Below are 18,836 nucleotides of genomic sequence, written 5' to 3'. Positions count from 1 at the left end.
ACTTGCGGCTACTTGCCCATAAAATAGGAAAGATGCGCTTCAACGTAGAGAGTGGCGCCATCATCTTGGCTACAGAAAGCATAGCGTCCCCATGTTCAGTTAGTGTCGTGACGTAACAGGCGTTGCCGGAATGCGCGCCAAGGCCGCAAAGGGCGATACAACCACTGCCAGCGAGACGGTAGTGGCCACTCTCGATACAGTTCGAAAGTCGGGCGAAAGAAACGCAACCACCCCATCAACAGCCATCGCCACCGATACCCCCAACTCGACTGCCAACGGAAAGCAAAATCAGGTGACGACCTATGGTCGATTAAACGGCGCTCGAATTCATCATTTCCCTGCATGGCCGCAAGTGAAAGTCTCAATAACTTATCGACTCGCACGCCATGTTGAACATGGGGGTCGAAATCAGGTGAGCCCAACACTTCGGCCATTTGGAGACAGACGTCAACCGTAGTGCTCAGTCCGTGTTGCTCGGCACAAGCAAGAACACGCCGGCGATCGAAGCTCGGGTGGCGCTGAATGGCATCAAGATCCACCAGCCAGTGTAGTCGCGACCAGAAATGTCGCGTGTGATGCAAACATATGTAAACAAACAACTCATCCGTCGGCAACACTGATACGTTAACATTGCCAACCTGGGTCTTTTCGCAACGATGAATTAGTGAAGGCGAATCGTATACCCACCCGCTCTTGTCGATCCGCGCATGAAATTCCACCGCAACACCAGCCGGCGAAGACACTGTAATCACGTCATGAAAACGGGCCACAAATGCCAAGCAGCTTGGATCATTGGTCAGCGCCGGGGGATCGAGCGGGGTATATCCTACCTCCAGGGCACGCGCCAACAGTTCAGCCATTGTTTCTCTGGGTACCAGAATGTCGATATCGCGAGAGAAACGCATGGCAGGCTCGGCGTAGTAACATGCGGCCAGCGACGGACCCTTGAAGGTCACATAGGGGATCTCCAGCGGTGCCAGCAGCTGCTGGTGAATCTCACCCAGGCTTGCTATCACGTTCAGATTATGCCGGTACAGCGCCATGACCTGCTGCTTCATCAGCGCTAACTTTTCCGCAGGCAGCGAGGAGGGCTTAAGGCAGCGCAGATGCCGATACACCACAGGGAGGATGAAGCGATCCCTCGCTGTGGAACGAAACGCTTCCCAGTCCTCTACCTCGTCGCAGAGCGCTAGTGCTGCCTTGGTCTGGTCATCATCAAGCTCCAACCGAGAAAAAAGCAGCAACAGGCGAAGCTCCGGGCTTAGCGCTGGCATTCGTGCTGCCGTAACTGACATAAGACATCCTTGTTAGGGTTGCTGACTTACAGCGATTCAGCAATGGATACGTCGGGTTCGAGGTAGCAGGCCACGACGGAGTAGATATTGAAGCTGAATCCGCCTGTGACAACAACTGGACCAGAAGTCACCCAAGCATGAGCAAGATACTCGCTGGTGGCTTGATTACGTGCAAGCCCGAAGCACAATACATAAGGGACTCGATAAAGGCGCAACAACATGGCTGCAGTCAATGCTTGGGGAAAACAATTCGAATCCCAGGGAGTGTATTGCGCCGTGTGGCGCACCAGATGACCAATGTAACGAGCCCGTTCTTGCTGGCACGAAGTCACCAAGGGAACTGCCGGACTCACGCCGTGCCATGTCCCCATGAAACGTTCCAATCGACGAAAACTTACCAAGTTAATCAGCGACTTGCTTGCACCAAGCAGTAGCCAGACGGGAATGAACCACAGCTTGAAGAACATCGGTTTTTTTAAAAAAGCAACAAGCTTTTTCAAGAAACACCTCGACCATTAGGGACGGTACAACTACTCGACAATTTCCATTAAACCGGCGGCAATCATTTCATTAAGGAATGGCAGTGTATCGGCCTCACACTTCTCAATGCTAACATCGTAGTCCTGACATAACCGGCCAATAACCTCACTCACCTGTATAGGACGTTCGGCCAAGTTCCAGATATCCACACCGACGGCACTTAAACCAAAATATTGGCCTTGATCGGCACTCATCATCACGACCTCGTCATCGACTTCTGCTGTCAAGATGTGGGGATTTCTCTGGACCGTATCATCATATTTTACCAGCATATTTATATCGCCTTATGAGTTATAAGTATTGGTTATATTTTTCATGATCTGATTATTTTTCCATGAAAGGAACGGTGCCAAAGCTCAAGCACACGCATGCTGCTATGAAGGGGTATAAAGCTTAATAAATCAAAATCTTCCAAAGAGGAAGGAGCATCTCTTATTTTTCTAGAAAGTGCTTTCATATCTAACCAAGGACAATCAATGCCCACGTACTCATCATGATGGTCTTTCAGCATGTTCCAACAATCAAACCTTATCTTTTTGCATTTTGTTTCATTTGCCACATCATACTTACTTACCCTCTTGGGAAGCACATCGGCCATAGCGGTACGGTAAACAATACGCCCACGACGCTTTTGCCAAAGCATGTCAGGAGGCAGTGACAGTGAAAATTCCAGGAGCCTCTTATCCATGAAAGGATATCGATACTGGATACCCAAAGGCCCTGCCCACGTAGACCAAAGGCTCATCCTGGCTGCAATATGACCATTGTTGAGCAAGGCACACTGCATGGAGCGTGGGTCTTTTGCATTACGCGATGTCAAACTGATGTCTATCCGGGCATCGGGATGCTGCTTCATGAAGTCTGGATGCCCCATGCACTGCAGCTTTTCCATGTTCAAATAAGGGCTGAAAGTCGAGTTAACGCACTCTGGAAGAAAAGGCAGCATGGCATCCTGAAAGAGAAATTTCGCGACGCCAAATGGATGACGTAGCCCCCCGCCCATGGCTCTTGCCATGTTGAAAAGATCCTTGAAACGTCGGTGTGAAAGAAGCCAAGATGGATAACTTCGTAAACCGAAAGTGACACATTCATCCGCTCCCCAGCCAGACAGCATCACGCGCGTACCACGTGACATGGCCTCTTGCATCAATGGCAATTCTTCAAAGAGATCCGCGGAATTTTCAAGCGCGAGATTTCGTTTGAAGAATTGAAGGTAATTGATCGCGGTCGCAGAACCGAACGTGACGTCGAAACCTTCTCGCTTGGCCAGCGCATCAATCTCGGTACGCTCGTCAAAACCTTGTGGATGTAACGGGAACTCGTCGTTGATCGGCGGTGCCCACGTATATGCCCTATCAAGCTTTCCGCCATGCTGTCGTAAGGCACGATGTGCCAGGACCGTAATGCCCGTGGAATCAAGCCCACCACTGATGTGTGAGCCAACGGGATGATTCAGGGATAGTCGATCAGCAACAGCCTGTTCCAAAAGTTCCCGCAACCGCTCTGCATACTCTTCGAGGCTAGCGGGTGCAGCTTGTTCAATGGCCTCCGGAAACCAGTAGCGGTTCACCTTCGTGCCATTCCTTGAAGCAGAAAGCCAATGGCCTGGCGGCAGGAATTTCACCCCTTTGATGAACGGGTTTTCATTCGCTCGCAAAGGTTGTGCCAAGAAAAATGCGACGCGAAATTCATCGACATCAAAGTCGATGCCAGGCGTGGTCACTATCGCTTCAACCGTGGTACTGAACAGGATATGGGTATTGTGCTCTGCATAGAAAAAGGGCCGCGCCCCCGCCACATCTCTAGCCGCAAAGAGCGTGCCATCACGGCTGTTCCATATCGCGAATGCAAAGTCTCCCAAGAGGTACCCAGGACATTCCTCGCCCCACCACAGGAAGGCCGCCAGGATGAGCTGAGAGTCGGAGACACGGCTTCCTTCAGTATTCGATATATCCAGCCTTCGGCATAGATCCTCACGGTTATCAATCAACGCATCTGCCACAATGCACAGCTCACCCTTTGCGTAGGGCTGAACATCATCTGGCTTGTTTTCCGAAGTGAGGTCCGAATGGACTTCTCTCAACGCCAACTTCTGATGACCTAGCATGGCATTCTTCATCTGAAGCACGCCACGACCATCTTTTCCCCAACTATCGAGCGTGGCAAATGCCGCATCAAACGAGGCACGTGGTAACATAGCATTGCTGAAGCTGACGAACCCAAAAATGGCACTCATTCATTCTCTCCTGCGGATTATGCCTTATCGTTTGTATTCGGTGCCATTAAATTAAGCCTTTGCGGTGGTGCATGAACATGGAACATAAATAAATAAGCGAGAATGATAGCCTGTATTATTTGTGAGCCTTTCCGTCTACAACATTTAAAATCAGCAAGATAGAACTTTCCTTCACCCTTCATAAATTTTTTAGCGCTTCGCAAATCAGCGTGAAAACAGCGGGCGGGGGTATCGCGTAGGCTGGGATAAGCCACTGGTGCATCCAGTGTGACGTGCCCTCGCCATACTCGGTGTGCTGGCGCTTACCGAGCCATACAGGGGTCAGAAGACCAGCCGTTATCGTGCGGTCAACGATCAGACCAGCCCGGGATTAACCTTTTCCACTTTGTCCAAAACTTTGCCCAATTTTTTACTTTACCTAAATTTTATCCAAAATAGCTTCTGATTATCAATAAAACCATTGTCAATAATCTATCTTCATGAGTGGCTTTCAGATTAAAGCCGATATTTTTCAATCACTTGCACTAAAGACACTACCATAACATTTCTTTGCGGCTCTTGACTAGCACCCTGACCAGTTCTAATATGGTATGGGTAGGGAAAAGCAGAAGGTAAAAATCATTCGATGAGGCACGGTGGTTACGGTGAAGTTGCCTCTGAGGACTTATTTTCACTTATCCCACCATCTTTCACCCCATCCAGAAAACAGGAGAATCACATCACATGGATACTCAAAACTCAAGCGATCAGAAAAACGCATGGGCCGCTCCGAAACTGAATGTAATGTCGGTTCGCGAGACTTACACTGGTCCCGTCAGATTCCCTGAGGAAGCCATCGGTCGAGATAGCGGCAAAGATCTTGGCCTTGTAGGTCCAACTAGCTCTTAACGCCATAATCCAGCATATTAAATAATGCTGACAAGGACTCCCGCTCCGCGGGGGTCTTTTTTAAGGAAACCAAATATTCTAGCAACTTATTTCGTTTAGTAAAGGCGAGAGGTTGTCATCGATATTAGCCAAGTTCCATGGCCTGCGGAAGCGGTATACGTCTATTTTTTCAGTCAATTCAGTAAGAGCTTTCATCATCTCACCGGGGCCATAGAACTCTTTTCCTAAATCTCCACGATAAAGCGCTGCAGCGAGCACCAGAAAAGCTTCCATACCCGTAATTCGTTCTAATGAAGGCGATTCTCCAGGCTCCGATTTTTCAAGCTTTACCAGTGCTTTCAGCGGTTTTGCCTCGAGGTCAAATGCCCTATCCAGCGATAGATGATATTTATCATGGCGGCTTAGGTCTCGTGTCAGTCCCTGCCTATCGATACCCAGCGCGGCCAGGGCATCCTGCCACAGCTTGACCCGCGAAGGCCCGGGATGCAGCAACGGCTCCTCCTCTTCCGGTTTGATCACCGCTACATCATCACTGACCAGCGGCCAGCCTTGGGTGTGATGCAGCCAGGCACCTAACGTCGACTTGCCTGCTCCTGAATGGCCCGTGAAGGCCCAGACGCCCGCCGGCGTATCCAGGGCACTCACGTGAAGCGGAAGCCATTGCCGTTGATAGATCAACACCCCCAACGCCGAGCCCAGAAGAAACAAGCGCACATCGCCAGGCCTTGTGGAAGCATCGCTTCCACCAACACCTCGCCTGTCGAGCATCAGCCGCTGCCCTCCTTCTACTCGATAGCGGGCAATCCCGGGTATTTCGATCTGACAGCGCTGATCCCCGATCTGAAACCACTGGTCAATGTAAGTCGCGTGCTCCATCTGATTCGTGACGTCGGGTGTCAAAATTTCTAGATCAGTCGATTCAACCGGCGGAATTTCCAGTATTTCGGGAATCTCGATTTCCGAAGCAATTGTCATACCATAGGTACGATAGTAGTAACGCCGGCTACTCGCGGAGACATTTCCGCGTCGCTCCTGCTGAGACAGTGATATCTCATGCTCCACACAAGAGGTCTGGTGTTCCTTTTGTTGACTCGCCACTTTTTCATACTCCCTTGATTGTGTGGTCGAGGAGTAGCCAATCGACACCTCTCCCTCTTGAAATGGGGCACCGCCTAAAGGCGAAGATCCGCCTGGCCCTTGGGCAGCAGGTACTTGAGATCATAAAGAACATGCTTGGGCTTACCCCAGGCGCGCATGCGCTCAACACCCAGCTCCCGGAATTCGCGGTGGGCCACGGCAATGATAACGGCGTCGTAGGCGCCGGCTTCAGGCGTCTCGACAGGCCGAATGCCATATTCGTGCTCGGCCTCGTCCTTGTTCACCTGAGGATCGAAGACATCCAGCGCCACGTTGTAGTCAGCAAGCTCACTGAGGATATCAACCACCCGTGTGTTGCGTAGATCGGGGCAGTTCTCCTTGAAGGTTAGCCCCAGCACCAGCACGCGAGCCCCCTCCACCTGGATGCGCTGCTTGATCATCTGCTTGATCAGCTGACTGGCCACATAGACGCCCATGCCATCGTTGAGCCGTCGCCCGGCGAGGATCATCTCAGGGTGATAACCTACCTGCTGGGCCTTGTGGGTCAGGTAGTAAGGGTCGACCCCGATACAGTGGCCGCCCACCAGCCCCGGCCGGAACGGCAGAAAGTTCCATTTGGTCCCCGAGGCCTGCAGCACCTCTTCGGTATCGATCCCCAGGCGGTTGAAGATCACGGCGAGCTCGTTGATCAGGGCGATGTTCACATCGCGCTGGGTGTTCTCGATCACCTTGGCTGCCTCGGCCACGGCGATGGAACTCGCCTTGTGCGTGCCCGCCGTGATCACCCGGCGATACAGCGAGTCCACAAACTCGGCCACCTCGGGCGTCGAGCCCGACGTCACCTTAATGATGCTCGTGACGCGATGCTCCTTGTCGCCCGGGTTGATGCGCTCAGGGCTGTAGCCGGCAAAGAAATCGCGGTTGTAGGTGAGCCCCGAAATCCGCTCGATCACCGGCACACAATCTTCTTCCGTCGCCCCGGGATACACCGTGGATTCATAGATGACCACATCGCCCTGCCCCACCACCTGGCCTAGCGTCTCGCTGGCCTTGATCAGCGGCGTCAGGTCAGGGCGCCGGCTGGCATCGATGGGGGTCGGCACGGTCACAATGTAGACGTTACAGCCGCGCAGCGCGTCAAGGTCGCTCGTAAAGCTCAGCTGTGTGGCCTCGGCCAGCAGATCGGGCTCGACCTCGAGGGTGTGATCCACCCCACCGCGCAGCTCGTTGATGCGCTTGCTGTTGATATCGAAGCCCACGGTGGGCATCAGCTTGCCGAACTCTACCGCCAGCGGCAGGCCCACATAGCCCAAACCAATCACGCCCAGGCGCACGCTATCCATTGTTAGCACTCTTTTCGTCCTTTATCGCGATGGTCACTGGCCGCCAGAGCGTTCGGCGACCTCAACGGCTTGATCCTGCAGAAAGGCGCCGGCACATCATGACGGGGCGTGGTCAGCCAGGATTTCTGGATCACGGCCACCTGCACGGCCGCCATGAAGAGCAGGATGAAGACCAGCGACTCCGGGTAATACACTGGCACGGCCAACACCGACATGACCAGTACGCTCACTCCACAGCTCAATACGCCGAGTGCCCAGGAGGAGTGCCAGGCGCGCTTGAGCGCCATCCACACGACAGCATTGAGGGGAATCAGCACCACGGCGGCGAAGCCTAGCACGCCGACCACGCCCAGCCCCGAGACCACGGCGGCCAGCAAGGAATGGTAGTGGTTGTATCCTGCCAGAGAGGCATTTGCCACGGTGGCCCTCCCCCCACCGTTGCCGAACAGCCAGTCAGCCTGCCAGGCCTGCCACGCCTGCTGCCACAGCATCAGGCGCTCCACCATGCCGGGATGAAGCGCATGGGCCTGCTGCACCTCGCCCCGCAACACCATGCCCATCGCCTGGAGAGGTTCGACGAACATCGATGACAGGGTTGAACCACCGCCCTGCATCATTTGCAGGCTGCCAATCCCCAACACTCCCAGGATGAGCAGCATCAACATGCCCCAACGGCCAAGCCGATGCCCCTGATGGCGCCCCAGCACCGGGCTGACCACGGCAAAGCACAACATGCCGGCCAGGGTGGCCAGCCAGGCGGTCGCGAAGCCCGTTCCCACCAGGATAACGACCCCGGATACCGCACATACCAGCGAAAGGGCTACCTGATAGGCCGGACGCCAGCCGGTCCCCAGCCGCTGCAGGCCAGCAAACAACGAGGCCAGCACCACCATGAGCCCGGCGCTTGCCATGAACCCCACTCGCCCTGGCTGCCCCCACGCCCAGGGGCTGGTCAACATGCCCTGCTGGAAGCGTAACCAGTCGGCCTGCAGCACGAAGGCGACGGCGCCACCGCTGATCAGGGTCAACACCAACCAGGCCCAGTGCACACGCATCTGCGCCAGCCACCAGCCCAGCGGCAGGCTGACCAACCCGCACAGCGAGACAAAGGCCCAGCCATAAGGGTCAGCCAGCGCGCCGCTGAGCATCAGCCGCAGCAGCACATAGCCACTGAGCAGCAGGCTGATCCAGAACAGCGGCAACCGGTAGAGATCGCGCCATAACACCGGCGCCGAGGCCAACGCCGCCACCAGCATCATCGTGCCCCCGGCTAGCGCAAGGGACAGGTTCAGGGTCATGCTGAAACACAGCAGGTAGGCACCGAACACCGCTACCTGACGGCGCTTGCCGCCCACCATCGGGCGCCGCCGCAGGCGTACCGACAACCGCTGGCGTTGATGCGCTTTTGCAGCACTCAGCGTCGCCAGGTGAACGCGCCGCAATGCCTTGCTGGTCATCCAGGCTCGACGCACGAAGATGTCATGCACGACCACCAACCCCAGCAGCCCCGCTAACAGCAGCACATCGGGCACCCCCGCCAACGAGAACATCACCCCGATGCCACCCAGCGCGCCCACCACCAGCATCAGAATCATGGTGGTCTGCCCCGGCGTGAAACCCGCGCGCAGGAAGATATGGTGCAGGTGATCACGGTCCGGCGCGAAGGGGCTGATACCCTTGCGATACCGGCGCACCATCAAGCTCAAGGTATCCATCACCGGCAGCGCCAGCAGCCAGCCATAGGCCACGGGGCTGACCAGCGCATTCTCGCTTTGCGACAGGGCCACCACGAACCAGGCAATGGCAAAGCCCAAGGCCATGCTGCCGGAATCACCCATGAACACGCTGGCCTGGCGCCGCCAGGGGTGGCGCAAGTTGAACAGCAAAAACCCCACCAGGGCCGCGCCTAACGTCAGGATCACCGCCAACAGCGCCAGCTGGCTCTGCAGCGCCGCCACGAAGGCCAACCAGGCCAGCATGCTCAAGGCACTGCCCCCGGCCAGACCATCTACCCCATCCATCATGTTGACGGCATTGATCAGCCCGGTCACCGCCATTAGGGTCAAGGGCATCGCCAACCACCAGACGAGGCGTATTTCCCCGACAAGAGGAAAGGTGCCCAGGTAATTCAGCACATGACCGCCCGAGACCACCATCATGGCGGCCACTGTCAGCTGGATGCCGAGCTTGTCGGTATTACGAATGACGCGCGCGTCATCGACCATGCCACAGACCATCAGCCCCAGGAGCCCAAGATAAAGCGGGTACCAGGCGCCCATGGGGATGCCCAGCAACGGCTGCACCAGCAGAAAGCCGATGAACACCCCTAAGCCGCCGGTCAACGGAATCACGCCCTGATGATCCTTGCGCCCCCCCCGGGATGTCGGCCAGGCCCCAGGTTACGGCGTGGCGGCGCAGAAACACGATGGCGAGGCTACTGAACACCACCGCCAGCAAGGGAAAGAACGGAGTTAACATCTGAGCACCCACCGAGATATCACGTGTTGGTTCCATCATGCACCGGCGACAGGCACGCCAGCGCCGCCTGTATCACGATCTGTTCATCGAACTTGGCCTCGATTCGCTCGCGCGCGGCGCTGCCGGCCTGCTGCAACTGCTCGGCCGGCATGGCGATGCATGCATGCATGCGCCTGGCCAGGGAATCGGCGCTTTTCACCGCGCACAGCCAGCCGGTCACCTCCGGCTCGATGGCGTGGCGACAGCCCGGCACATCCGACACGATGGCCGGCCGCCCCATGGCCGCCGCCTCCAGAACGGTGCGCGGCATGCCCTCGCGGTAGGAGGGCAACACCAGCACCTGAGCCTGCTCGATAAAGGGGCGCACATCGGTCTGCTCGCCCAGATAATCGATCACCCCGGCCTGCTGCCACTGACGCACCTCGGCTTCGGTAATCGCCGTGCGGTTGCTGGCCCCAAAGGGGCCAATCAACATGAAGCGTGTCTCGGGGTATTCAGCCTTGACCTGCTCGGCAGCCTGCACGTATTCGCGTACGCCCTTGTCGCCCAGCAGGCGTGCGATCATCACGAAGGCAAAGGGCGGGGCCGCCGGCAGCGGTGAGAAAGCGAAGCGAGTGGTATCCATGCCCGAGCCGGGTAGCACCGTGGTCGGGGTATCACGCAGCAGTCCATAGTGCTGAAACAGCGCCTGGTCCTCGTCGTTTTGGAAGAACACCCGTCGCGCGCCGCGATTGGCGAGGCCGTAAAGCGAGCGCACCCGGCGAAACAGCCAGCTATCGTGAAGGAAGGCCGTGCCCAGCCCGGAGACGTTGTTGGCGTAGGCAATGCCCAGCGCTCGGCAGGCAAGCCCGGAATAGATATTGGCCTTCACGGTGAAGTTGAACACGAAGGCTGGCTTCAGGCGGCGAAGCGTATTGGCCAGCGCCAGCAGGCTTTTCCCCTCCCCCACCAGCCGCGTGCTCTTGCCCTCCATGGGCAGCGCCAAGTGCTCAATGCCCAGTTCTTCCACCAGCTTCACCACGTACTCATCCATCGGCGCCAGCGCCACCACACGATAACCCGCCTCACGTAGCGCCAGGATGGTGCCGCGGCGGAAGTTATAGAGGTACCAGGAGGTATTGGAGACCAGCGCCACAACGTCCTTGTCTTGCATCAGTTAGCACATCCAGCGTGAGAAGAAGCGAAACTGGGCAACTTGCACATTGCGGACCCATTAGGCTGAGCTTAGCCCAACCACGCCACTTGATACGGCAACCAGGCATGAGCGTGATTCGCCAAAAACAGCCAAACCGCCTGGGCTGCCAGGTAATAGGCCATGACCCCAGCGACCATATAGGTGCGATAAACAATATCCCCGACGATCAGATGCAGACGCGCGAACACGAACATCTGCAGCGGTATCAGATAAAGGGCCACGCGATCCGTGGCCGTGGAAGACATCATGACGAGCGGGATACACGCGATCGCCAGTAGCGACATCCACCACCAGAGCCGTTGTTGCGCCAGGCTGAGCCGCATGTAGCGGTGGAACAGCAGAAACAGCACGGCCGGCACCGCGTTCATCAGCACGCGAATCAGCCCGCCCTCAGACTGGTAATCCGCCTCCACGTAGTTGGTCCAGAGCTGGTCGACGGAATCGAACAGGAACAGATAGCCGCCTATCAATGTCGCGGCCGTTCCCCAGGCCAGGGAAGCGAACCGGTTCTGGCTGGCGGCGAGGCCCGCGATGGGCAGCAGCAGTACGGCGGATTTATGGAAGGCCGCGCCAACCAGCAGCCAGATCACGAAGGCACGCAACCGGTTATCGCCAAGCGCCACAAGCCCCAGCAGCACAAACCCCAGCGCCACGGCCTGGCGGGTGTAGCCCATGCCCACCACGATGATCAGGTAAGGAACCGCCACCAGCAGAGCCAGCCACGGCAGCGGTTGTCGGCGGGCAAAGGCGATCACGCCGCTCATCAGAATGGCACCGCACACCAGATTGACCGCATAGATGCCGCCACCCAGCTTTGCCGATAACCAGTTGAGCAGGTAGTAGCCCGGATCGCCGTGTGTCAGCACCTCAGGCAGGGTCATGCCAGCGGCGCGATCCAGGTAGGCGAGATAGGCACCCCAATCCCCGCCCACCTCAAAGCGCAGGCCGATCACCAACGTAAACAGCGTGCCGATCAGCCCCCACATCAGCGGCCGCGACCCAGCGGCCAGCTCGCGTTGGGACAGCACCCCGACGGCAGGAATCAAAAAGAGTATCCAGTAAGGCAGCATGAGAACTCAGTTAAGCGCCTCGATTGAAGCGCATATAGACCAAAAGCAGATCAGTGAAAGATACGCCCGAACCACATCGTGAGTAACATGCAGGCCGGCGTGCGATGAAACAGCAATGTTTTGCAACTGGTCGCCATACTGACCCACAACCTCGGAAACCTGCTTTACCCTTCGCTGAAAACCTCCTCCATGCTCAGGCTTATCAGCATCCAGTCCCTCCTCACCCTCAGGCCTTCAAGCCACCAGCGGCTGGTACTCGGTGCTGGTCATCGGTTCAACGCTTGCCGGAAGTGAACCGGTGAATTCGATCAACAGGCGCTGGTTGTATGGCGCAGGTGGCAGATTGACCTGCGCGACATGCGCCTCCAGCATGCTTGGCGAGGTAAGCATTGAGTGGGCCAGGTCCGGGATCAGATAGCGAGGTGCCCAGCCAAGCATCAAGTATGTATCTTGTTCCTGTAGCTGGATGGCCAAGCCGGTAGCTGGATTATTCAGTTCCAGTGCCACTCGCAATTCCTCGCCACCACGCAGCCTTTCAATGGCTCGCTGCGCAGGAGCGCTGACATAGCGCCAGCCGTGCAGGAAAAAGCGACAGCGAAAGCTACCGTCGGGCTGTTTTTCGATCCACGGAAACACCTCCAGGTTGTCGGTCTGGCGCGCCCCGCCACTCACCGCCAGGATCTCGAAGGGGTCGGCGTCTGTGATGGTTAGCCCCAAGCGCTCGACCAGCGCCGGGTAGTCCTTGCGTTTGGCATTGGGCACCCGGTTCCTGAACACCGAGAAAAGCTCGTTGGATTCGTAGCGTCGCTGCAGATCGGGGAAGGCTTCAAGAGGTTGAAAGCCAATCTCCATATGTGCCCGTTCAGCACCTTGGGTATAACGGAAAGTTTATTTCTCCCCTTCGGCGTCGAGCCGACCGATGGTATACCAGTGGTGCGTTGCCTGCTGCCCCGCTTTGTTCCGGCGGCGATCCTCCCAAGCCAGATAAAGAGTGTGAGTCATTTCAGCCCCCTGAGTCGTCCATGGGTATAGGTTAGTAGCTATTTGGTGAATTCTCTGGAGCGCTCGCCGATACACCCCACGGGAAGCCGATCCACCACCCTCAGCGAGGGCTCGTATCCCACTCTCTGCAGGCATTTGATCCAGGGAGTCAGGTATTCACCTCAACGCCGATGAGCGACTTCGGCCAAATGCAAGGGATTCTCGCCATGGCGACCCTCCGTCTTCAGGTATACCCCACTTCTTGTGCGCTTGGCATACCACTCTACACGCCACGGTTCATGCGCCCATTCCTTCAGGCGATTCTCAGTGAGTTCACGTCCGAGCGATGAGGCGTGATCGAAGGATGGAGCTATCCAATGATGCGCCTGGCCCCCATCGACTGTCTGCCGTAACATCGCCCAGTTCTCGTGATGACGATCGGTGTTGAGTACCAGTGCATCCAGCAGGATGAAACCTCCGATGGTACGGAAGGCCGTCTCACGACGCCGGGGCTCAGTGCCAATGATGCGATCCACAACGGCCAGGATATGTTGCAGGGTATGGTCATGTTGTCCGCGAAACTTGTAGCGGTCATAGCCTTCGACAACCCCCTCCAACAATTCATTGCCGTGTACCAGTTCCACGCCAGGATCACTCAGGGCATCGAACTTGCGTGTCAGGCTACCAAGGCGCCCCTCGAAACGAGCAAGCTCCACGTCAGCGTGGGGAATACCAAGCAACGCCGCAATCTCAGCTGCCACCTTCTCGGCCCAATGTTCTCCTGTAGCGATGCCCTCATTGATGCGAGAAAACTTGAAAAGCCAAGGCTGAGGGTCGCCAGGCATTTCGACCCACGCTTTTTCCTTGGTCCCCATTGGCTCATCATCCAACACCCAGCTTGGCTCGATATCAATAACCGAGAAATCGGACATAACATTCTCTTAATGAGTCATCAATAGTGCCAAGCCAAACTCACTTACTTTTAGTTCTCTCTTTTCTTATAGTCCCAATTCTTTTATCAGAGCGTGTATCACGCCCATCGTCATTGCCGATAGTTCCAGCAGGTAAGCCATGTTTTTTCTCAAATTTTCCAACGGTACAGTCACTGCGTGTTTTTCTAGTTGCCATACTGCCTCCCCCCAAAAACATTTGCGGTTTGCTGAAGCCAGGATTCAAGCAAAACTTGCATCATAACCTTCAGGCGGCGATACAGCTACTCACTCCTCACCCTTCAACCTTCACCCCAGCGCCGCTGCCAGGCGAGCAGCTGCAGCACCGTCCACAGCTGCTGGGCGTGGTGGCCCTGGCCCTTGAGATGGGCCTGCCACAGCTTACGTACCTGGGCGAGATCCAGCATCGGCAGCGCCTTGAGGCTGGCGGTAGAGAGCAGATCCTCGGCCCAGTCGCGCAGCGGGCCGCGCAGCCAGGCGTCCAGCGGTACGGCGAAGCCCATCTTGGGGCGCTCGATCAGCTCGCGGGGCACATGGCGATAAAGCAGCTGGCGCAGCACCCACTTGCCCTGGCCATCCTTGAGCTTGGTCGCGGCGGGAATGCGCCAGGCGGTGTGGAATACCTCGGGGTCGAGGAAGGGCACGCGCACCTCCAGGCTGCTGGCCATGCTGGCGCGGTCGACCTTCACCAGCACGTCGTCGACCATGTAGTGCAGCGTATCCATCAGCAGCATCCACTCCACGCTGTTGAACTGCGCCAGGGCCGGGAACAGCGCTTCCGGCGCCCTGCCCTGCCCGGCGCCCTCCAGCAACGCGGCGGGCTGGCGGTTCATCGAGGCCACGCCGGCGAACAGCGCCCGCTCAGTGGGGCTTTCCAGCACCGCGGCCAGCTTGTGCAGCTTCTCGCCGAAGGTGCGCATCTGCAGCCGCCTGGGTAGCACTCGCCCGCCCCACTGCATCAGCCGATCATAGGTGTGGGCGGGAATCGCCTTGAGCGAGCCGCCCAGCGCCCGGCGGGCCGGCAGCGGCAGGCGCCGGAGCTTGTGCCAGATACGTGGCACCCAGAGGTGGCGATTGTAGCCGCCGAACAGCTCATCACCGGCATCGCCCGAGAGCGCCACGCTGACATGCTCGCGGGTCAGCCGCGAGACCAGCGCGGTGGGCAGCTGGGAGGAATCCGCGAAGGGCTCATCAAAGAGCTCGGGCAGGCGCGGCACCAGCTCCAGCGCCATCTGCGAGGTGGCCTGCAGGGTCAGGTGCTCGGTACCCAGGTGCGCGGCCACTGCCTCGGCGTGTTGGGATTCATCGTAGCGAGCATCGTCGAAGCCCACCGAGAAGGTGCGCACCGGACGCTCGGCCTGTTGCTGCATCAGCGCCACGATCAGCGAGCTATCGATACCGCCGGAGAGGAAGGCCCCCAAGGGCACATCGGCCAGCATGCGGCTGCGCACGGATTGCCCCAGCGCCTGCTCCACCGCGGAGACGGCGGCCTCGGGATCCTCGATGCGCCCCGCCTGAATGGCCTGGCGCGCCGCCTGCTCCGCCGACCACCACTGCTCCGGCGCCTGCAACCGCCCGGCCTGCACATCCGCCTGAGTGATGGTCAACAAGCAACCCGGCGGCAGCTTGGCCACGCCCTGGAAGATGCTCGCCGCGCCGCCCACGCAGCCGAAGCGCAGATAATCCTCCAGCGCCTCGCTGGCCAGAGTGCCCTGCCATTCGGGGTGGGCCATCAACGCCTTGAGCTCCGAGCCAAACAGCAGCGGACCACGCCCCGTGAGCGCCCCCTCTTCATTGCCTTGCCCTTCAGCGAATCCAACGTAAAGCGGCTTCTCGCCGAAGCGATCCCGGGCCAGGGTCAGCGTCTGCTCCTGCCGATCCCACAGGGCAATGGCAAACATCCCCACCGCCGCCTGCAAGGCGGGCTGGATGCCCCAAGCGACAAATGTGGCAAGCAATGTCTCAGTATCAGAATGCCCGCACCAGGCAGGGGGTTTCTTCCAGCTTCCAGCTTCCAGCTTCTTTCTTATGTCCAGGTGATTATATATCTCGCCATTAAACACCATCACATAGCGCCCACACGCCGAGTGCATGGGCTGGTGGCCCGCCGGGGAGAGATCGAGGATGGAGAGGCGCCGATGCCCCAGCACCACCCCGGCGCCCTCCTCCGCCCAGAAGCCGGTGCTATCCGGCCCGCGATGGGTGATGGCCGTCGTCATCTGCTGGATGACGGCCTGGGCGTGCTCACCAAGGCGCGAGGAAGCGGGCGGGAGAAAACCTGCCAGGCCGCACATGGTCAGCCCTCCCTGGCCGCACTGCGCAGGATCTCGGCCAGGCGTGGCGCCTGGGCCTGCAAGGAGAAGTGCTGCTCCACGGCTTGCCGCCCGGATTGACCCAGCGCTCTACGCTTGGCGGCGTCCAGCAACAACCCACTCAGCGCGTCTTGCCACTCGGCCGGCTCATCGGCCAGCTCGCCGCACTGCCAGCCCTGGACGATCTCGACATTGACGCCCACCGAGGAGGCCACCACCGGCTTGCCGGCGGCCATGTACTGAATCAGCTTGTAGCCGCACTTGCCGCGCTCCCAGGGGCCATCCGGCAGCGGCATGATGCCGATATCGAAGCCGGCGATGGCCTGGGCCTCGCTCTCCTCGGCCCAGGGCAGCACCTCCACCGGCAGCTTGCCGAATTGCTCGGCAAGTTGTGGCTGCGCCCCCACCAACACCAGCCGCACGCCGTGCTCACGGTGCAGCGCTTCCAGCACCGGCTTGAGCGCCAGCACATAGCGCTGGGTAGAGGGGGAGCCGATCCAGCCGATCACCGGAGCCCTGCCCGGCTCGGCGCCTGGCGGCTCGCCAACGGAGTATCTGTTGGCATCCACCACGGTCGGCACCCGCTCGATGCGCCGGGCACCCGCCTGCCGGGCACGCTCGGCCAGGTAGTCGTTACCGCAGATCACCGCTGAGGCACCCGCCATCACCTTGTCGATCTTGTTGCCCAGCAGCCGCCTGACCAGGCGCCTGGAGGAGAGATCATACTGATGGAACACCGCATCATCGTAATCCACCACATAGGGCACTCCGCGCGGCATAAGCCCGCGCTCCAGCCAATAGGGCACATAGGGTAGCGCCTCTTTCTCAAGCCAGATCAGGTCTGCCTGCCTGAGCCGTCGCATCTGCTTGGCTCGTTGCGCATAGCGGCGAGCCACGGCGGCCAGTGAGCGCCCTTCTCCGCCGTAGAGTCGCTTCAGGTAAGCGTCATCAAACAAGGCATGCGGGGTGACCTCGATGCCGGCCTGCTGCAGGGCGGGAAGGAACTGCAATGATCGCAGCCGGCTGCTGGCACCCAGGCGGGAGTACTTGGCAAGAAGTGCTACGTTCAAGAAACCATCCCATAAACGACGTAAGAAACAAACGACAAGTGCATCAACGTGGGCGTTCGGCCAGCAAGTCAGCGTAAAGCGAGCGGTAGGCCTCGGTGCCGGCATCCAGCGAGAAGATCTCCTCCGCCGTCTTACGGCAGCGTGAAGGTAGCTCAGGGTCTTGCATCAGGGCATCAAGTGCATCAAGCGCATCATGAATCTGCTGGGGTTCTGGCCCTTCAACTAGAACCCCCACGCGGTTTTCTTCGATAACGGAAGCCACATCCCCCACGCCCCCATTGGCCACAACCGGTAAACCACAGCCCAGCACTTCGGCCATGCGGGTGGGAGAACGGCCAAGCTCAGAAACCTCCCCGCCGGCATAGAACATGATCGAAATATCGTGTTTCTGCACTGCTTTCGGCATATCTTCCGATGCGCGCGGACCGATACGCATGCGGTTGGCAAGCTTGCCCTGCGGATCAAGGGCATGACGCACCTGCTCGGCGTTGTCACGCGTGGCAATATCGAATTGCGCCTGCGGATCGCGGGCAGCGGCAACAGCCAGCCAGCTAGCCAGCCAGTCGGTGCGAAACCACCCCGACAACACCGTACCGATACATCCGTGAACCATCGGCCCACAAGCGCGCTCAGGGGCAGGAATAAAGCGCTCCAGATCAGCGCAGGTCGGAATCACCGAAATACGCTGGCCTTCGAGTTCCTTCGGGTATTCCTGCCGTAAATGAAGGACGGCTGCCTTCGTCAACGACACGACCGCGGCAGAACGCGCAAGGCAGCGGCGCTCTATCCAGGAAATGGCTCGGTGAATATAAGAGCCGCGCCGCAGCCGCCCTGCCGTAATCAGCTCTTCCGGCCAGAGCGCGCGCATATCGAAGATAAAAGGCACGCCGCTTAGCCGATGCACCGCCAGAGCCACGGCGGCAGGAATGTAAGAGCGCGCATGAATCAATTCGGCCCTGCCCTTGCGCACCTCGTGCCATGCTAGCCAGGTCATGCGCAACATGCTTAGCGCAGGAGCGATGATGCGAGGTGAGTAGTGGAAACGCTGAGGCAACCAGCGGATGCCATGGGCATCGCAATCCGCGCGAGCGCGCGCCATACGTGCGCTGTCTTCCCAATCCTCGGCCTTTTCGTAGGTGATGAGGGTAATGGAGTGCTCGCGCGAGAGGCCGCGCAGATAGGCAAACACCTGGCTTTGGCCAAGGGGCTCCAAAAGGCCATTGCGGGTTAGATATACGGTATTGCTCATTAAAGCCTCATCAGACCAAGATAAGCTTTTGCGGCTTTCGCCGGGTGAAAATCGGCAGCGCGCCCTTTAAGCTGATCGACACATGCGGGCTCATTCAACGCGGCTTCAATGGCATTCGCCATTGCCTCAAC

General features: G+C 58.3%; 15 protein-coding genes. All 15 read right to left on the bottom strand.

The window, feature by feature from the left end; translation table 11 throughout:
• Positions 1 to 95: 95 nt before the first annotated feature.
• The 15 genes from DFO68_RS00920 to DFO68_RS00855 all read right to left on the bottom strand — a co-directional run bounded on the left by DFO68_RS00920 (position 96) and on the right by DFO68_RS00855 (position 18,705).
• Entirely contained in the window at positions 96 to 1,244 is a 1,149-nt protein-coding gene (locus DFO68_RS00920) for a nucleotidyltransferase family protein (protein WP_166637499.1), read from the bottom strand.
• A gap of 77 nt (positions 1,245 to 1,321) precedes the next feature.
• Positions 1,322 to 1,795 carry a lasso peptide biosynthesis B2 protein gene (locus DFO68_RS00915; protein ID WP_208107323.1) on the bottom strand — a complete coding sequence of 158 codons (474 nt, stop codon included), beginning with the start codon at positions 1,793 to 1,795 and terminating at the stop codon, positions 1,322 to 1,324.
• Positions 1,796 to 1,825: 30 nt separating this feature from the next.
• Positions 1,826 to 2,107 (bottom strand): PqqD family peptide modification chaperone, encoded by a 282-nt coding sequence (locus DFO68_RS00910; protein ID WP_133481142.1) that lies wholly within the window; start codon positions 2,105 to 2,107, stop codon positions 1,826 to 1,828.
• A gap of 41 nt (positions 2,108 to 2,148) precedes the next feature.
• Complete coding sequence (locus DFO68_RS00905) at positions 2,149 to 4,071, bottom strand: asparagine synthase-related protein (RefSeq protein ID WP_133481140.1); 1,923 nt, start codon at positions 4,069 to 4,071, stop codon at positions 2,149 to 2,151.
• A 966-nt stretch (positions 4,072 to 5,037) separates the two neighbouring features.
• Entirely contained in the window at positions 5,038 to 6,105 is a 1,068-nt protein-coding gene (locus DFO68_RS00900) for a hypothetical protein (RefSeq protein ID WP_133481138.1), read from the bottom strand.
• A gap of 26 nt (positions 6,106 to 6,131) precedes the next feature.
• Positions 6,132 to 7,400, bottom strand: a complete 1,269-nt coding sequence (tviB, locus tag DFO68_RS00895) for a Vi polysaccharide biosynthesis UDP-N-acetylglucosamine C-6 dehydrogenase TviB (protein WP_279512784.1) — start codon at positions 7,398 to 7,400, stop codon at positions 6,132 to 6,134.
• Between the two features lie 2 nt (positions 7,401 to 7,402).
• Positions 7,403 to 9,751 carry an MraY family glycosyltransferase gene (locus DFO68_RS00890; RefSeq protein WP_133481134.1) on the bottom strand — a complete coding sequence of 783 codons (2,349 nt, stop codon included), beginning with the start codon at positions 9,749 to 9,751 and terminating at the stop codon, positions 7,403 to 7,405.
• A gap of 146 nt (positions 9,752 to 9,897) precedes the next feature.
• On the bottom strand, positions 9,898 to 11,031 hold the full coding sequence (locus DFO68_RS00885) for a glycosyltransferase family 4 protein (protein ID WP_133481132.1): 1,134 nt from the start codon (positions 11,029 to 11,031) through the stop codon (positions 9,898 to 9,900).
• Positions 11,032 to 11,102: 71 nt separating this feature from the next.
• Positions 11,103 to 12,143 carry an EpsG family protein gene (locus DFO68_RS00880; RefSeq protein ID WP_133481130.1) on the bottom strand — a complete coding sequence of 347 codons (1,041 nt, stop codon included), beginning with the start codon at positions 12,141 to 12,143 and terminating at the stop codon, positions 11,103 to 11,105.
• 234 nt (positions 12,144 to 12,377) lie between these two features.
• Complete coding sequence (locus DFO68_RS00875) at positions 12,378 to 12,995, bottom strand: DNA-binding protein (RefSeq protein WP_133481128.1); 618 nt, start codon at positions 12,993 to 12,995, stop codon at positions 12,378 to 12,380.
• 311 nt (positions 12,996 to 13,306) lie between these two features.
• Positions 13,307 to 14,056, bottom strand: coding sequence for a HipA domain-containing protein (locus DFO68_RS00870; protein ID WP_133481126.1), 750 nt, complete (start codon positions 14,054 to 14,056; stop codon positions 13,307 to 13,309).
• A 40-nt stretch (positions 14,057 to 14,096) separates the two neighbouring features.
• Positions 14,097 to 14,252 carry a hypothetical protein gene (locus tag DFO68_RS15430; protein ID WP_166637498.1) on the bottom strand — a complete coding sequence of 52 codons (156 nt, stop codon included), beginning with the start codon at positions 14,250 to 14,252 and terminating at the stop codon, positions 14,097 to 14,099.
• A 103-nt stretch (positions 14,253 to 14,355) separates the two neighbouring features.
• Positions 14,356 to 16,368, bottom strand: coding sequence for an asparagine synthase (glutamine-hydrolyzing) (gene asnB, locus DFO68_RS00865; protein ID WP_133481124.1), 2,013 nt, complete (start codon positions 16,366 to 16,368; stop codon positions 14,356 to 14,358).
• A 2-nt stretch (positions 16,369 to 16,370) separates the two neighbouring features.
• A complete protein-coding gene (locus DFO68_RS00860) occupies positions 16,371 to 17,456 on the bottom strand; it encodes a glycosyltransferase family 4 protein (RefSeq protein ID WP_133481122.1) in 1,086 nt (361 codons plus the stop codon).
• A gap of 43 nt (positions 17,457 to 17,499) precedes the next feature.
• Positions 17,500 to 18,705 carry a glycosyltransferase family 4 protein gene (locus tag DFO68_RS00855; protein WP_133481120.1) on the bottom strand — a complete coding sequence of 402 codons (1,206 nt, stop codon included), beginning with the start codon at positions 18,703 to 18,705 and terminating at the stop codon, positions 17,500 to 17,502.
• Between the last annotated feature and the right edge of the window lie 131 nt (positions 18,706 to 18,836).

This window comes from Halomonas ventosae, from assembly GCF_004361885.1.
Lineage (GTDB): Bacteria > Pseudomonadota > Gammaproteobacteria > Pseudomonadales > Halomonadaceae > Halomonas > Halomonas ventosae_C.
Note: the sequence above shows the minus strand (reverse complement) of the source record. Positions and strands in the feature narration are given on the sequence as shown.

Coding starts and splice junctions, on each gene's coding strand:
- tviB (WP_279512784.1), bottom strand. CDS start 7,400: ATGGATAGCGTGCGCCTGGGCGTGATTGGTTTGGGCTATGTGGGCCTG.
- asnB (WP_133481124.1), bottom strand. CDS start 16,368: ATGTGCGGCCTGGCAGGTTTTCTCCCGCCCGCTTCCTCGCGCCTTGGT.
- DFO68_RS00885 (WP_133481132.1), bottom strand. CDS start 11,031: ATGCAAGACAAGGACGTTGTGGCGCTGGTCTCCAATACCTCCTGGTAC.
- DFO68_RS00875 (WP_133481128.1), bottom strand. CDS start 12,995: ATGGAGATTGGCTTTCAACCTCTTGAAGCCTTCCCCGATCTGCAGCGA.
- DFO68_RS00855 (WP_133481120.1), bottom strand. CDS start 18,705: ATGAGCAATACCGTATATCTAACCCGCAATGGCCTTTTGGAGCCCCTT.
- DFO68_RS00870 (WP_133481126.1), bottom strand. CDS start 14,056: ATGTCCGATTTCTCGGTTATTGATATCGAGCCAAGCTGGGTGTTGGAT.
- DFO68_RS00905 (WP_133481140.1), bottom strand. CDS start 4,071: ATGAGTGCCATTTTTGGGTTCGTCAGCTTCAGCAATGCTATGTTACCA.
- DFO68_RS15430 (WP_166637498.1), bottom strand. CDS start 14,252: ATGGCAACTAGAAAAACACGCAGTGACTGTACCGTTGGAAAATTTGAG.
- DFO68_RS00880 (WP_133481130.1), bottom strand. CDS start 12,143: ATGCTGCCTTACTGGATACTCTTTTTGATTCCTGCCGTCGGGGTGCTG.
- DFO68_RS00910 (WP_133481142.1), bottom strand. CDS start 2,107: ATGCTGGTAAAATATGATGATACGGTCCAGAGAAATCCCCACATCTTG.